Origin of the sequence: Streptomyces sp. NPDC050619, from assembly GCF_040654815.1 — a bacterium.
GTDB lineage: Bacteria > Actinomycetota > Actinomycetes > Streptomycetales > Streptomycetaceae > Streptomyces.
The window spans coordinates 1-14,870 of sequence record NZ_JBFAIR010000036.1; the positions used below are offsets into that span (position 1 = coordinate 1).

11 protein-coding genes are annotated in these 14,870 nt (G+C 68.6%); 3 read left to right on the top strand and 8 right to left on the bottom strand.

The window, feature by feature from the left end; all coding sequences use genetic code 11:
• The 7 genes from AB0I77_RS41100 to AB0I77_RS41130 all read right to left on the bottom strand — a co-directional run.
• The coding region (locus AB0I77_RS41100; RefSeq protein WP_363287951.1) for a beta-ketoacyl synthase N-terminal-like domain-containing protein at positions 1-3,833 on the bottom strand (3,833 nt) is incomplete at its 3' end.
• A gap of 16 nt (positions 3,834-3,849) precedes the next feature.
• The gene (locus tag AB0I77_RS41105) at positions 3,850-4,944 is read right to left on the bottom strand and encodes an alpha/beta hydrolase (protein ID WP_363287952.1); all 1,095 of its coding nucleotides are present in this window, start codon (positions 4,942-4,944) and stop codon (positions 3,850-3,852) included.
• On the bottom strand, positions 4,941-5,702 hold the full coding sequence (locus AB0I77_RS41110) for a 2-oxo acid dehydrogenase subunit E2 (protein ID WP_363287953.1): 762 nt from the start codon (positions 5,700-5,702) through the stop codon (positions 4,941-4,943). Before AB0I77_RS41110 ends, AB0I77_RS41105 begins: the two co-directional genes overlap by 4 nt.
• The gene (locus AB0I77_RS41115) at positions 5,699-5,926 is read right to left on the bottom strand and encodes an acyl carrier protein (protein WP_363287954.1); all 228 of its coding nucleotides are present in this window, start codon (positions 5,924-5,926) and stop codon (positions 5,699-5,701) included. Before AB0I77_RS41115 ends, AB0I77_RS41110 begins: the two co-directional genes overlap by 4 nt.
• Entirely contained in the window at positions 5,923-7,797 is a 1,875-nt protein-coding gene (locus tag AB0I77_RS41120) for an HAD-IIIC family phosphatase (protein ID WP_363287955.1), read from the bottom strand. Before AB0I77_RS41120 ends, AB0I77_RS41115 begins: the two co-directional genes overlap by 4 nt.
• 4 nt (positions 7,798-7,801) lie before the next feature.
• Positions 7,802-8,833, bottom strand: coding sequence for a 3-oxoacyl-ACP synthase III family protein (locus tag AB0I77_RS41125; protein ID WP_363287956.1), 1,032 nt, complete (start codon positions 8,831-8,833; stop codon positions 7,802-7,804).
• A gap of 142 nt (positions 8,834-8,975) precedes the next feature.
• A complete protein-coding gene (locus AB0I77_RS41130; protein WP_363287957.1) occupies positions 8,976-9,407 on the bottom strand; it encodes a nuclear transport factor 2 family protein in 432 nt (143 codons plus the stop codon).
• A gap of 175 nt (positions 9,408-9,582) precedes the next feature.
• Between AB0I77_RS41130 and AB0I77_RS41135 the strand changes: the two genes are divergently transcribed.
• Together AB0I77_RS41135 and AB0I77_RS41140 are read left to right on the top strand one after the other, a co-directional pair.
• Complete coding sequence (locus AB0I77_RS41135) at positions 9,583-10,785, top strand: cytochrome P450 (RefSeq protein WP_363287958.1); 1,203 nt, start codon at positions 9,583-9,585, stop codon at positions 10,783-10,785.
• 7 nt (positions 10,786-10,792) lie between these two features.
• Positions 10,793-10,999, top strand: a complete 207-nt coding sequence (locus AB0I77_RS41140; RefSeq protein ID WP_363287959.1) for a ferredoxin — start codon at positions 10,793-10,795, stop codon at positions 10,997-10,999.
• 256 nt (positions 11,000-11,255) lie between these two features.
• On the opposite strand, the gene AB0I77_RS41145 is transcribed toward AB0I77_RS41140, so the two are convergent.
• Positions 11,256-14,153: an AAA family ATPase gene (locus AB0I77_RS41145; RefSeq protein WP_363287960.1), complete on the bottom strand. Its 2,898-nt coding sequence runs from the start codon at positions 14,151-14,153 to the stop codon at positions 11,256-11,258.
• 430 nt (positions 14,154-14,583) lie between these two features.
• Here AB0I77_RS41145 and AB0I77_RS41150 point away from each other — a divergent pair, with 430 nt between their 5' ends.
• On the top strand, positions 14,584-14,838 hold the full coding sequence (locus AB0I77_RS41150) for a DUF6059 family protein (protein WP_363287961.1): 255 nt from the start codon (positions 14,584-14,586) through the stop codon (positions 14,836-14,838).
• The last annotated feature ends 32 nt before the right edge of the window (positions 14,839-14,870 follow it).

Here is a 14,870-nt window from a genome sequence, read left to right on the forward strand (position 1 = left end):
GTCAGACCATTGCTGGCACCGTCCTGGTTGACCGCCGAACCCCGCACCACCGCAAGCACCTTGTGACCGTTGCGCTCCGCATCCGACAACCGCTCAAGCACCAGCAGACCCACACCCTCGGCCCAGCCCGTGCCATCCGCCGACGCCGCAAACGCCTTGCACCGGCCGTCTAGCGACAGACCCCGCTGACGGCTGAACTCCACGAACATTCCAGGTGTGGACATGACCGTGACACCGCCGGCGAGCGCCATGGAGCACTCCCCTTGGCGCAGCGCTTGGGCCGCCAGGTGCAGCGCCACCAGGGACGACGAGCACGCCGTGTCGATCGTCACCGCGGGACCTTCGAGACCGAAGGTGTAGGCGAGACGACCCGAGGCCACGCTGGCGGTGCTGCCCGTGAGGAGATAACCGTCGTGTCCGCCCGACGGCTCGTGCAGGCGCGGCCCGTACTCCTGTGCGGTGGCACCCACGTACACACCGGCACGCGTGCCGCGCAGCGCGGCGGGGTCGACACCGGCCCGCTCGAAGGCCTCCCAGGCGGTCTCGAGGAGCAGCCGCTGCTGGGGGTCCATCGCGGCCGCTTCGCGGGGGCTGATGCCGAAGAAGGAGGCGTCGAAACGGTCCGCCTCGTACAGGAAACCGCCCTTGTCGACGGATGAGGTTCCGGCTCGCTCCGGGTCGGGGTCGAAGAGTGCGTCGAGGTCCCAGCCGCGGTTGGCCGGGTAGCCGTCGATCGCGTCGACGCCGTCGCTGACGACACGCCACAGGTCCTCGGGCGAGGCCACGCCGCCCGGCAGCCGGCACGCCATGCCGACGATGGCGATCGGCTCGTCCAGTGCGACCGCCTCGTAATCCTCGATGGCCTGGTCCACGCCCCCGAGCTCGTCACGCAGGTGGTCCGCGAGGGCCGCGATGGTCGGGTAGTTGAAGAGCAGACCGGCAGGCAGCGAGAGACCGGTGGCGGTGCTCAGCGCGTTACGGAGTTCGACGGCCGAGAGCGAGTCGAAGCCGAGCTCCTTGAACGCCGTGTAGATGTCCACGTCGCGCGGCGAACCGTGACCGAGCACGGCGGCCGCATGCGCACGGACCAACTCCAGTTCGTCACCGCGCGGCGCGGCCGAGGCGGGCTCCTGCGCGAGGGCGGGTACGGCGGGTATGGCCGCGGGCCGCACCGGGTCCGCCGGGGCCCCGTCCAGCCAGAAGCGCTCACGCTGGAAGGCATACGTGGGCAGATCCACCACGGCCGTACCACGCGGAGAGAACCCCGCCCAGTCCACCTCCACCCCATGGACATACACACCCGCGAGAGCCGACAAGAACGCCCGCCGCTCGGGCTGCTTACGCCGCAACACCGGCACCACCACAACCGACCCAGCCGGCCCCCCAGAACCAGCCTCGCCGGCGAGGCATTCACGCACCAGGCCCGACAACGTCGCATCCGGACCCAGCTCCACAAACGCCGACACCCCCAAACCCCGCAGCGTCGCCACCCCATCAGCGAACCGCACCGCCGAACGCGCCTGCTCCGCCCAATACTCCGCGGTGAACTCCTCCACCAGCCCACCGGTCACATTCGACACCACCGGAATACGCGGCACCTGAAAAGTCAACTCACGTGCCACATCCGTCAGCTCAGCCAGCATCCCGTCCAACCGAGCCGAATGAAACGCATGACTCACCGCCAGACGCGTCGCCTTCACCCCCGCCGCCCGCGCCACCTCCACCACCTCAACAACCGCGGCCTCATCACCCGACACCACCGTCCCCGACGGACTGTTCACCCCCGCGACACCCACACCCGCACGACCCTCAAGCCACCCCACAACCCGGCCCTCATCAGCACCGACAGCCGCCATCGCACCACCCGCGGGCAACGCCTCCATCAACCGCGCCCGCGCACACACCAACCGCGCCGCATCCCCCAACGACAACACACCCGCCACATGCGCCGCCGCAATCTCACCCACCGAATGCCCCACCACATAATCCGGAACAACACCGTAATGCGACACCAACCGGAACAACGCCACCTCAACCGCAAACAACGCAGGCTGCGTAAACCCCGTCCGACCCAACAACTCCGGACCCGCCCCACCCGAAATCACCGAAGCCAGCGAACAACCCAAATACACATCAAGAGCCGCACACACCTCATCGAAAGCAGCCGCAAACACCGGCTCACTCCCATACAACTCCCGCCCCATCCCCAACCGCTGACTCCCCTGCCCCGAAAACAAGAACGCCAGCCCACCACCCTCAGACCCCACACGGCCGGACACCACACCAGCCGCCACGTCCCCCGACGCCAATGCCCGCACACCGGCAAGAAGCCCCTCGTGCCCCTCACCCACCACCACCGCACGGTGCTCGAACCGGGCACGCGACACCGCCAGCGAACGACCCACCGCCGCCACACCCAACCCCGGCCGCTCCTCCACCCACGCAGCCAGCCGACCCGCCTGCCCCGCAACAGCCGCAGCAGACTTGCCCGACACCACCCACGGCACCAGGCCCGAAGCAGGGAACTCCTCCGCCACGGTGGTCTCGAGCGCCTCGGGCTGCCAGTCCGACAGCACGACATGGCAGTTGGTGCCGCCCATGCCGAACGAGCTGACGCCCGCGTAGAGCGGCAGGTCTGGCCGCGGCCACGGCTCGCGGTTCCGCTGGACGGCGATCTTCAGCTCGTCGAAGGGAATCTCGGGGTTGGGGGTCTCGAAGTTCAGGCTCGCCACCAGTTCGCGGTGGCGGATGCACAGCGCGGCCTTGAGCAGGCCGACGATGCCGGCGGCGCCTTCCAGGTGGCCGACGTTGGTCTTCACGGATCCGACCCGGAGTTCGGCGCCGCCGGTGCGGCCCTCGCCGAGCACGGCGCCCAATGCTGACGCTTCGATCGGGTCGCCCAACTTGGTGCCCGTGCCGTGGAGTTCGACGTACTGCACCTGATCGCCGGACACCTCGGCGCGCCGATAGGCCTGCCGCAGGACGTCCTGCTGGCCGGTGCGGCCGGGGACGGTGAGGCCCTCGGTCATGCCGTCGTTGTTCATCGCGCTGCCGTGCAGCACGCAGTAGACGGGGTCGCCGTCGGCGACGGCCTGGGACAGGGGCTTGAGGACGACGAAGGCGCCGCCTTCGCCGCGTACGTAGCCGTTGGCCCGTGCGTCGAAAGTGAAGCTGAGGCCGTCTGGTGACAGGCCGCCGAACTTCTCCGCGCCGACGGTGCTGTCGGCCACCAGGTTGAGGTTGACACCACCGGCGATGGCCACGGAGGACTCGCCCCGCCGCAGGCTCTCGGCCGCCAGGTGAACGGCGACCAGGGACGACGACTGGCCGGTGTCCACGGCCGCGCTGGGTCCGTGCAGGCCCAGCGTGTACGAGATGCGATTGGCGATGATGCCGCGGTTGAGCCCGGTCAGGGTGTGCTGGGTGATGGCTTCGCTGCCACGCTGGTGGGTGAGCGCCGCGTAGTCGTCGGCGAACACGCCGACGAAGACCCCGGTCCTGCTCTCGGCGAGCCCGGCCGGCAGGAGCCTGGCGTCTTCCAGCGCCTCCCAGGCGAGTTCGAGCATCAGCCGCTGCTGGGGGTCCATCGCCGACGCCTCGCGCGGGCTGATCCCGAAGAAGCCGGCGTCGAAGCCGCTGACGTCGTCGAGGTAGCCGCCCGGCCGAGCCGGCAGCTCGGGACGATGGACGGGAGGCTCGCCGATCGCGCTGCGGCCGTCCCTCAGCAGTTGCCACAGCTGGGCCGGGTTCGCCGCGTGCGGCAGCCGGCAGGACATTCCGACGATGGCGATCGCTTCGGCCGACGTCGACGACGTGTGCTGGTGTTCACCCATGGTCGAACTTGCCTACCTATCGTTGGGTACGAAAGCTTGAGCGGAGGCGCAGCAGTCGCCGCAGTGCGCCAAGGAGCGCGGGGCGGACACCCCGCCCGCCGGTCAGCAACATCAGGGACTGGACGATCCAGAGCCGGCTCTCGAGGACGTGCCCGGGCGATCCGTGCACGTCGTCGTTGGCCAGGACGTGCAGATCGCGGACGGTGCGGCGCAGCAGGGCCAGGTCCTCGGGCGGGATCACCTCGTCCCGCAGGCTCGCCAGGTAGTACACCGGGATGTCCAGGGCGGCGAGTTGGTCCTCGGTGAGCGCCATGCCCGGCAGCAGAGCGCGGCCGAGCTCCTCGGTGGGGGTGTTGGCGAGGTGGCCCAGCGTCTCCAGGGTGACCTTCGGGAGCTGCCGCTGCCAGGTCTGGTCGGTGAAGAATGCGCTGATCGGCGCGCCGGCGGTGATGACTGCGCGGATGCGGCGGTCGGTGAGTGCGCAGCGCAGGGCGAGGTGGCCGCTGAAGCTCAGGGCCAGGGCGGTGGTGCGGGCGGTGTCGGCGCGGTCGGCGACCGCGTCCAGCACTGCCGTGATCATGCCGGGGCTGTCGGCGTCGTAGCGCAGGGTGTTCTCGCCGACGCCGGGCATCTCGGTGACCACGGCGGCAAGTCCGAGCCTGTTGGCGAGCCGGAGCGTCGGCGCCCACTGCTCCTTGACGCTGATGATGCCGCCCATGATGAGCACCAGCGGGCGCGGCGCGGTGGTGGACAGACCGGTCGCCCAGCAGCGGATCCGGTCGGCGCCGACGCCTATCTCCAGCGGTTCGAGGTCCTTTTGGGTCTTGCTCCACCGCTCGAAGGCGTTGAGGTAGCTCTGCTGGGCGGCGGCTCGCCCGGGCCCGTCCACATAGGGGAAACGGGCCATCACATAGCGGCGGTTGGCCTGCAAGACGTCGCCGGCGGCTTCCCGTTCCGCACCCGCGGTGCGCCAGACGTGCGCCCACGAGTCGGCGGCGCCGTCCGTGTCGCCGGCGATCCGGTCCAGGATCGGCTGGTAGTCCTCGGGCTTGAGGCCCTGGGCCTTGGCGTGCACGACGATGAACTGCTTGAGTTCCGCGACATCGTTCATGGCTGCTCGCCGAACTGCTCGAGTGCGTCCTTGATTTCGGTGAGGATGTCGGCCGCCTCTGCCCCGTCGATCACCCGGTGGTCGAAGGACAGGCTCAGCCGCAGCACCGGGGCGGTGGTCACCGCGTCGTCCCGGACCACGGGCCGGGTGAGGATCCGCCCGACGCCGAGAGTCACCGTGGTCCCGCCGACGGAGTGGAAGCTGTCGACGGAGCGGTGGCCGAGGGAGGTGACCGCGAAGGTCCCGAACACCTCGGCGCGCCGGGCCAGGGGCGCGACGAAGCGCCGGAAGGCGAACCGGCCGACGGGGACCGGCAGGGTCTGCAGCTTGCGTACGCCCGCGAACTCGGGCATCCGCTCGGCATCGCCGTCCCGGTAGTGCGCGACCTGTTCCTGGATCCGCGCCAGGTCGGCCTTGGCCAGATCGGGCAGCACGGCGGAGAGCACCGCCCGCTGCCCGTCGAGGGTGCGGTCGAGTGCCAGCTTGGCGTTGACCTGCGCGTAGCGCTCGATACGGGGGCGTACGCGTCCCTGGATCGCCGCATTGGCTTCGGGGTGCGCGGCGAGCACCCGGGCGCCGGCGTGGAGCACATAGCTGACAACGGAGTAGCGATGTCCGTGCTCGCGCGCCGACGTCCGGTGCCGCAGCACCTCGCTCATGTCGACCTCGGTGTCGAGGAAGACCGGTGAGAAGGGGCGTATCTGCTCGAGGAAGTACAGCGTCTGGCGTCGCTGCCGGGCCACCGGACGGCCGGTCATGGGCGGACCGCCAGCTGGTAGACGTGGCCCAGGGTCGGTGCCTCGAGCAGGTCGGGCATGGACAGGGGGCGTCCGGTGCTGCGCTCCAGGGCCACCATCAGGGTGAGCAGGTGCACCGAGTCCCACCCGGCCACCTGGTCGAGTCCTGAGTCCAGGTCCTCGGCGGTGACCAGCAGGCCCACCTCGTCGCAGACAAGGGTGACGAACTCGTCGACGGTGTTCACTCGGTGGTCCCTTCGGCGGGAGTGGTCAGCTGGAGGTGCGCGGGATTCACGGGGATCTCCGCCAGGTCGTGACCGAAGAGCGATCCGGTCGCGTCGTCCTGGGAGAGCGCGGTGAAGCCGTGCCGGGGATAGAAGTCGGCGACCTTGCCGTTCTTTGCGGTTGGCCGGTACCGGGCGGTGACGCGGTCGGCGCCGCCGGCCGCTGCCTGCCGCAGCACCTCGGACAGACAGGCCTGCTCGATGCCGCGGGCGAACACCCGGCAACTGAGCAGGAAGTTCTCGATCTCCACAGTGGATCCCTCGCGGCGCAGGAACACAGCGCCGACGAGCCCGTTGGCGCCGAAACGGTCACCGGATCGGATGCCGAGGACGGTTGCGTCGGGGTCGTCGAGGAGCCGGGTGACATCCGGCTCCTGGAGGCGCCGGGTGGTGAGGTTGAACTGGTTGGTGCGCAGGGTCATCTGGGAGATCCGCGGCGCCTGGGCCGCTTCGACCGGGGCGAGCCAGACCCAGACCTTCAGCTCCCTGAGGTAGTCCCGCAGCGAGTCGAAGCTCTGCAGGAAGTCATTGCGGGCGAGCTCGTCGCGGTACTTGGCGGGCCGGGCACGGTCCTCCTCGGTGACCTGTACGACGTCGAACCAGCCGTCCTCGAGGAGGCGCTCCACGTGCAGGGCGGGCTCGGTGTCGACCTGCACGACCGCGACCTCGGGCAGTTCGTGGCGGATCAGGCCCGTTTCGAAGGGGCTGTCGTCCACGAACACGAAACTGTCGACACCGAGGTTGAGGTCGGTGGCCAGTTCGGTCAGGTTGTCGTGCTTGGGGCGCCAGTTGGCGATGACCCGGACGAAGTCGTCCTCGTGCAGCGTGAGTTCGGCGTGCGTGCGGAGGGTCTCACGGACCGGCTCCAGGTCGTTCTTGCTGACCGCGGACAGCAGCACCCCCTGCGAGGCCAGCTGCTTGACGGCCTTCTGGAACGCCCGGAAGGCCTCGCCGCGGTAGGTCCCGGCGACCTCGATGTTCTCAGGGCCGCACTCACCGAGAACGCCGCCCCAGACGGTCTCGTCCAGGTCGAGCGCGAGGACCTTCTTGGTCCGGCCCGCAACGTTCCTTGCGAGGTGCCCGACCTGCCGGGCGTACTGGGCGAGCAGGGCCGGTGAGAGGTGCACCTTGGCGTAACTGCTCAGCCGGGGCTCGGTGAGCGGGATGCCTCCGGTCAGGAGGGCGTCCAGGTCGAGCACCACGACACCCGGGTACGCGTCGACCAGCCGCAGCAGGGTGGCATTGGCCTCCCGCCAGGCGGCGCTCAGCCGGGCACGGGAGCGGTGGTCCACCAGCTGCGCGAGCACGGTCTGCGGAAGCGGCAGGGTGTTGAGGACGAGGGTGCCGCTGCCCCGGGCGGCGAAACGCTCCACAAGTCCGCGGACGAGACCCACCTTGGCCTCGACGGCGGCCGCCGCGTCGGTGGCCTGCCAGGGGCTGGGGACCTCGTCGAGGACGGCCCTGTGGTCCAGGAGGCACAGCACCAGGTCGGGCGAGTCGGCCCACAGTCCGCTGTCGGGCAGGGACAGTTCGGCCACGTAGCTGCCGAAGTCGGCGAAGTAGGACCGCAACAGCAGTCCGTGGCGGGCCAGTTCGGCCGTCAGCGGCGCCGAGAGGGAGTTGACGGTGCCGCTTCCGGTGACGGACACCCGGATCTGGGGGAGGTCCGGGTTCTCCTTGGCGACCTGATCCGTGTCGAGGGCGGCGAGGAGCTGACCCGCGCGGACCAGTTCCGTGCCGGACAGGTGCGCGAGGAGGCCTCGTACCTCCGGGTACCGCGCGGCAAGTTCCCCCGAGCGGTGCGCAGCGACGAGTTCAGCGAGCGTCTCCATCACATCAGACCTTTTCGATGGCGAAGCCGGCCTTGATCCACTTGCTGGACTCGATGGCGATACCGATGGCGCGGTCACCGGGGGCCATCTGGGGCAGAACCCGCTCCAGTTGGACGAACGGTGCCGCGTTGCCGATGTTGGCGATCTCGGCCACGCAGTTGATGTCCTCCGCGCCGGGCAGCCCGAGTTCCTGCACGATCCGGTCGGTCATGGTGCCGGAGAGCTGCGGCGCGAGCAGGTAGTCCACGTCGGTGTCGGTCCAGTCGAGGCGGTCGAGCAGCTCCTTGAGGACCTCCACCGCCATGCCGGGCACCAGCTGCTCGATGGCCTTGTAGTCCTCCTGGAGGGCAGGGGTGGACGGCCTTCGGTTGGACTGGCCGTACCAGTCCACGACCTGACCCGGCGCACGGCCGAGCCCGGTCAGGCGGTTGAGTACGCCGTGCACCAAGGCGGAGTCGGCCACCGGCTCGGTGGTCAGTACCGCGGCCCCGGCTCCGTCGCCGAAGAGCACGACGTTCACCAGCTCGGTGGGGGCCATGCTCCGCAGGTCGAAGTCCACGTCGAAGTGCTTGGCGCAGACGTCGCCGCCGAGCACGAGGGCGGTGCGGTACTCGCCGGTGCGCAGCAGCTGGCGGCCCATGTCGAGCGCCCCGATGGCGCCCGTGCAGCCGGACTGGAGCTGGTAGGTGGGGATCTCGTCGATGCCGAGCCGTTCGGCGATCATGTTCACGGTGGCCGGCATCAACTGGTCCGGCGTGGCGGTGCCCATCACCATCACATCGACGTCCTGAGGCCGCAGGCCGGCCGCGTCCAGCGTGCGCTGGGCGGCCGTAGCGCCGAGTTGGGCGAGCGAGAAGCGCACGTCACCGCTCTCCAGGTCGACGGCCAGGTGACGGGACCGGGTGCCGATGAAGACATCGACCCACTGCTCCCAGGAGGCGTCCATGTCGAACCTCCGGGCCAGGGCCGCGTTGTCCACCGGCGGCCCGGGCAGCGCCGAGCCGGCCGCCAGGATGCGTACCTCGGGCGTGCTCATAAGTCAGTCCCTTCGGCGAATACGCGAGGGTCGGAGAGAGGTGTTCGTGGTACTCAGGAATCTGAACGGCGCGGCTAAAGTCGGTCTGAAAATGTTCCGAAGCCGTCCCAGAGCCGGTCGGGCCGGCCCTTGCGGCATCGGCTCAGCCGGTCTGGGACATCCTCTCGGCCATCCGCGCCTGGAAAGCCTTCAGATAGGCGAAGTCGAGGTACTCGCGGCCGCCTGCCACCAGGCCGTCGCGCAACTCCAGGAAGAAGCAGTAGCGGTTACGGAAATCCAGGCCGAGGGTCGAGCCCTCACCGGACGCCTCGATCGCCACTTTGTCCCCGTCGGCCAGAACGCCGTGGATCCGGTAGACGAGCCCGTCGACCCAGACGTCGCGCATCCCGCTCACGCCCGCAAGGAACTCTTCCCTCGTCTGGATCGCGGGCAGCGGGTGGTGGCTCTCCGGCACAGCGGCGGCCACCCGCCAGGTGAAGTCGTCGGCCAGCAGCTTGTCGACGGCGGCCACATCCCCCTGCCCGACGGCGTGCAGAAAATCCTGCGCGACCTGCTTGTTCTGCTCCATGGTCATCCTTCTCTCCTTGCGTCGGCCTCTGCGCTGGGACGCTAGGAAGGGGTCCTAAAGCGGATCTGCGGCAGTTCTAAGGCGCGTGGCGCCGGTCGCCTTTAGATCTCTGCAAGACGTCCCTTAGTCCGGCCGGTCACCGTCGGGGCAAAGCGTGCCCATGACTGGTGAGGAGCCGTCCATGATGACCGAACCGCCGCAGACAGTTGAGGAACTCGGACATCGGTGGAGCCTCTTCCAGCCGTGGCTTCAGGAGGACCCGGTCTCGCAGTTCGACAAGCTGCGTGAATCCGCGCCGATCATTCGATCGGAGGAGCTCGGCGGCTTCTGGATCCTGACCCGGTACGAGGACATCGAGTGGGCGGCCAAGAGCCCCGAGATTTTCTCGAACGGGAAAGTCAGCATTCCGCACATCCAGCTCTACCGTGACAAGCAGATTCCGGTTCAGCTGGACGGTGAGGAGCACCGTCTGTGGCGTCAGACCCTCACCACGGTGTTCAATCCCTCCGTCGTCAACCAGATCACCCCGCAGATCCGCCAGGCCGCCGTCGAACTGATCGAGCCGATCGCCAAGCGCGGCAGTACCGAAGCCATCGCCGAGTTCGCCGTTCCGCTCCCCGCCGAGACCTTCCTCATCAATTTCGGTATCGGCCGCGAGAACCTGCAGCAGCTCCTCGACCACAAGGACTGGCTGCGCAACAACGTGATGCGCAACACCGACGAGGACCGGTACGCGGCCAGCAAGCCGCTGTGGAACTTCTTCTCCGAGGCAGTCGACCGGCGCCGCGCCGAGGGCTTCGAGGAGCGGTTCGACGTCGTAAGCCTGCTGCTGAAGTCGAAGTTCGAGGGTCGGGACCTCGCCCAGGACGAGATCGTCAATGTCGTCTTCATGACCATGCTGGCGAGCCTGGACACCACCAACGCCATCCTGGGCCTGATCCTCCTGTACCTGGCGGAGCATCCCGAAGTACAGGAACTGATCACCACTTCGCCGCAGAGACTGCCGCTGATCATCGAGGAGCTCATTCGCTACCAGGCCATGGGCAGTTCCGCGCGCGTGCTGACACAGGATGTCGAGCGCCACGGTGTCACCATGCGCGCCGGCGACCAGGTGCTGATGTCGTGGGGGATGTCGGGCCGCGACCCCGAGGCCTTCGACCACGCGGACCAGGTGGACTTCGACCGATCAGCGGTGCGCCACCTGAGCTTCGGCATCGGCCCGCACCGCTGCCTGGGCATGCACCTCGCCCGGCGCATCCTCACGGTGGCGCTGGAGGAGTGGCACCGCCTGATCCCGAAGTACCACGTGACTCCGGGCTCGACTCGCAGGCACCACTACCTCCCCGTCCGCGGCATGGACCGCCTCGACCTGACAGTCGGGTGACGCGTCCATGGTCAGGATTCGGGTGGACGGGTCCCTGTGCAACGGCCACGGCCTGTGCCAGGTGATGAGCCCGGCGGTGTACAAGATCAACCCCGACAGCGGTATGAACGAAGCGGGCAGCTTCGAAGTGGCCGACGAGCTGCGGCCGGCCGCCCAGAACGGGGCAAGCGCCTGCCCGGAGCGTGCCATCGCTCTTCTCCGGGATGCTTCCTAGGAGCCCGCGCAGGTGAGCGCCCCGTCGCTCCCGCATCACGGCACCTGGTAGGTGCCTGGCCACCATGGTGACGTCCGCCGCGGCGGCGTCACCATGGTGTCGGTTGTGCGAGGGACGCTTCGGCGTCCCTTCTTTTTGTCGTCTCGTACCGCGGACGGCACGGGCGCCTCATCCGCACCGCACAGACAGGGCACCCCGACGCCGCGCGCCAGCGCGCCTGAGCGCCGCGCCCCGGTGCGGCCTACGGCCGACGCCCTCATGCCCTGCCGGTCACCTCGTATCCTTCCGATATGCGACTGGCAAGCGCGGCACGGGACTTGACGCGCAGTTTGCGGTAGATGTGCGTCAGATGGGTCTCCACGGTACGCGGGCTCAGGGACAGCCTCTCCGCGATGTCCTTCGTCCGCTCGCCTCGTCCCGCGAGTCTGGCGATCTCCGCCTCGCGGGTGGTCAGCAGTTCGGTCAGGCCGTCCTCCTCGGAACCGTCCCCGCCGCCCCGGGCCAAGTGAGCCAGTTCCCGCCGCTGTAGCCCTGCCTGCTGGTACGTGTGCCAGGCCCCACTCCTGCGAGCCAACTCCCGGGCGAGCACCAACAGCCCCGCCGCCTCGTCGGAGGCCTCCAACTCGATGGCGCAGTGGGCGGCGAAAGCGGTCATGCGTGCCCGCACCACATCCATCCGAGCCCGGGAGAAGACCTGCGCCGCAGCCCGGTAGCGGTGCAGCGCGCGGTGATGTTCGCCCTGTGCCCGAAACATGTGCGCCTCGACGGCAAGGGCGTGGCCGCGATGCGAACCCACCCCGGTGCGGTCCGCGGCGGCGGCAGCCGCCCCGGCGATCCCGGGCAACGAGGCGGGGTCGCTCGCTGCCGCCGCCTCGGCCAGTGTCTGCACACAGCGCGCCCGCTGGATGAGCGGCACGCCCAGCATGCTCTTCCCACCGCCCAGGTCCAGCATCAGCGCGGTGCACCGCAACGGGTCACCCGCCATCAAGGCTGCCTCCGCCAGCGCCAGCACGGCGTCCGTGCGGCCGTATTTGCAGTCCGGCGGGAGGAGCCTGAGCGCCTTCTCGGCCAGCGCCACCGCCTTGTGGCCACCCCCGGCATCGGCCACCGTCACGCAGGCCGCCTCACGCGCCAGGGCCATGCTCCGGACGTGGTCGGCGCCCATCGCACGGGCCATCCGGTCCGACTCGGTGGCCGAGCGCATGGCTTCGTCGAGCGGGCCGGTGTGCGAGTAGGTGGCGCCCAGGCCCAGAAGGATGGCGGGCAGGTGGTGCGGGGCGCCATTCTGCCTGGCCAGGTCGTAAGCCCGCTGGAAGTGCCGCTCCGCATCGGCGAACCGGTCCAGGTAGAGCTCCGCCCAGCCGAGGGTCGCGAGGTACTCGGCGTGCCGGCAGAGCTCCCGGTCCGCGAGTCTGTCAACAATGGCAGCGCCCTCACCGACGGCTTCGACCGCACCCGTGATGTCGCCGTCGAAGAGCCGGTCCAGCGCGTCCATACCGAGCGCACCAGCCTCGTTGATCCGGTCGCCCTGGCTACGTGCCAACTGCATGCACCGCTCCGTCAGGGCACGCGACTGGCTCTTGTCCTTCATGTCGGCAACGAACTTGCGGGCCAGCATCAGCTCAGTGAGCTCCCGCGCATCCGCCGGCGTCCGGTTCAGTTCCTCCTGCGCGAGATACCCGGCCTCAGCGTAGTGGCCGAGCGCACACTCCAGTTGAACGCAGAGCACCACCGCTGCCGCGCGTACAGCCCTCGGTTCGGCCGGCAGCGTCTGAAGCATCTCCCGGTACAGTTCGCGGCTCTGTGCCGCCTGCCCGGAGGCGGCGAGTGCCCAGGCGAGCTTGAGTGAGAGCCTGAGCCGCTCGGTGCCGTGCCGCTCGCCCTCCGGTATCGCCCGGAGCATGACCTTCAGCCAGCGTGCCGCAGAGGCGGGAACGGTGGCGATGGCCTGCTCCGTGGCGCGGGTGAGCAGGGGCAGATCGCCGACGACCGGCCGCTGCAGCAACTGCTCGACATGAACGGCGAGTTCGCCCGCCTGGGCATCCTGGTCAACCAGGACCGCAAGGACTCTGCGGTGTGCCGATCTGCGCCACAGCGGGTCGGTCTCGGCATACACGAGGCGGCGCACCATCGGGTGCCGGAAGGTGTATTCGGGCACCGCGCCCGAGGGCCGGACCAGGTCGCGGGCGACGAGTCCGGTGATCGCCGCCCCTGCCCGCTCGCAGTCGAGCCCCGCGATGGCTTCGAGCGTGCCGAGATTGAACCGGTCGCCGATGACGGCGGCCGCTCTCAGCAGGGTGCGCTCGTCGGACTCAAGGGCCGCGAGTTCGCCGAGCAGCCGGTCGGCGAGGTGGCCGTGGGCACCACCCGGCCCGCCGAGCCGACCGTGGTCGCCCGTCTCCGCCAGCGCCAGGAGGTACGCCGGGACACCATCGCTCTGGCGGTGCAGGCGACGCAGGTACTGGTCGTTCGGTGCCACACCGAGGATCTCAGCCGACTGTCCGATCGACAGCGGGCCGAGCTGGATCCGCTCCACGGTGCCCAGTTCCACCCCATGGGCGAACGCACTCCGCAGTCGCACCGAGGTCTGTCGGGGACGGTGCGGGACCACCAGGAGAAGCCGCGGCACGGGGAACCTGACCAGGTGGTCGAGGAGTCCCACCGACGCCTGGTCGGCGTGGTGAAAGTCGTCGAGCACCACGAGCATGCCCTTCTCCGCGCAGTACTCGAGCAGTGCCCGTACGGACTGATAGAGATCAGCGTATTCGACCTGCGACGAATTTAGTAATTCCACGCCACCAAAGGGGAGCCGATCGTGGAGTTGCGACGCGGAAGAGCAGCGCAGAATGTGCATAAACGGATGAAGAATCATGTTCTTCTCCGACTCCGCACATCGACCGACCAGAACATGGAGATTCCGAAGAGCCATCTCCCGCACAAGTGCGGCGACCAATCTGCTCTTGCCGCTTCCCGGATCTCCGACTATCTCAACCACACGCGACGCGTTCTGACCGACCGAGTCCAGCATCATCAATAGCCTGTTGAGCTCGTCTCGATAAACGGAATTTGACCGATTGTCCTGCAAATGCGCATTATGCGCCATACAAGAACCCTCCCCCGGGCCATAGATCACTCCACGCTCGTGACCGTTCATATCCGCTCAACTCTTCAACAAGGCACCCTTCAAGTCGTAAAGATTCAGCCACCGCCACTGTACCCACGGTGTCGATCTCGACAAAGCCACGTCATCCGGCCACGCATGAGGAGCATAATCAGGCCACACACGTGCGGGCCTGCCTCGTTCGACCAGTCGGACTACGGCACCAATTCGGACGACCATGAACAGGAGACTTCACCCGGCCTAACCAGTGGTTGCGCATGCTGGTTACCACGATGCGTCGATCTGGTTACTGCAATGCGCCGATACCGGACAGTGGGCAAGCCAAACGTTTCATGGACAGCTGCCTTTGGCGCCGCTTTAGAGCCCTCTCGATCGCCGCTTAAGAACTCTCCCGCACCCTCTCCTCAGTGAAGGTCAACGGCTCATCGGCGACAGGCCATGGCGCGGCTACGGGGAGATCACGATGAGTGGAAGACTCTGGTCACGCATCGGCCGTGCCCTTCGCGGAGCCGTGCCGGACTGGGAGACTCTGGGCCTCGCCTGGGGCGCGATCTCAATCGGATCCGTGGCTCTCCTCCCTGCCCCGGACCGGGGCCCCTGCCCCACCCCCGCCCCGACGGACCTCGTGGTCGGCCTGCCGTCCGGTCACCCGGAGCGCGCGATCCCCACCGTCCCCCTGAGCGAGGCCGAGCGCGCTCTGTGGTCACAACTAAGCTGACCTCTCAGGAGGTTGGCGAATCCACCCGCCAC

Excerpts from the sequence above, each read along its gene's own strand:
- AB0I77_RS41105 (WP_363287952.1), bottom strand. The coding sequence starts at position 4,944 with ATGAACGATGTCGCGGAACTCAAGCAGTTCATCGTCGTGCACGCCAAG.
- AB0I77_RS41145 (WP_363287960.1), bottom strand. The coding sequence starts at position 14,153 with ATGAACGGTCACGAGCGTGGAGTGATCTATGGCCCGGGGGAGGGTTCT.
- AB0I77_RS41140 (WP_363287959.1), top strand. The coding sequence starts at position 10,793 with ATGGTCAGGATTCGGGTGGACGGGTCCCTGTGCAACGGCCACGGCCTG.
- AB0I77_RS41130 (WP_363287957.1), bottom strand. The coding sequence starts at position 9,407 with ATGACCATGGAGCAGAACAAGCAGGTCGCGCAGGATTTTCTGCACGCC.
- AB0I77_RS41120 (WP_363287955.1), bottom strand. The coding sequence starts at position 7,797 with ATGGAGACGCTCGCTGAACTCGTCGCTGCGCACCGCTCGGGGGAACTT.
- AB0I77_RS41125 (WP_363287956.1), bottom strand. The coding sequence starts at position 8,833 with ATGAGCACGCCCGAGGTACGCATCCTGGCGGCCGGCTCGGCGCTGCCC.
- AB0I77_RS41110 (WP_363287953.1), bottom strand. The coding sequence starts at position 5,702 with ATGACCGGCCGTCCGGTGGCCCGGCAGCGACGCCAGACGCTGTACTTC.
- AB0I77_RS41135 (WP_363287958.1), top strand. The coding sequence starts at position 9,583 with ATGATGACCGAACCGCCGCAGACAGTTGAGGAACTCGGACATCGGTGG.
- AB0I77_RS41150 (WP_363287961.1), top strand. The coding sequence starts at position 14,584 with ATGAGTGGAAGACTCTGGTCACGCATCGGCCGTGCCCTTCGCGGAGCC.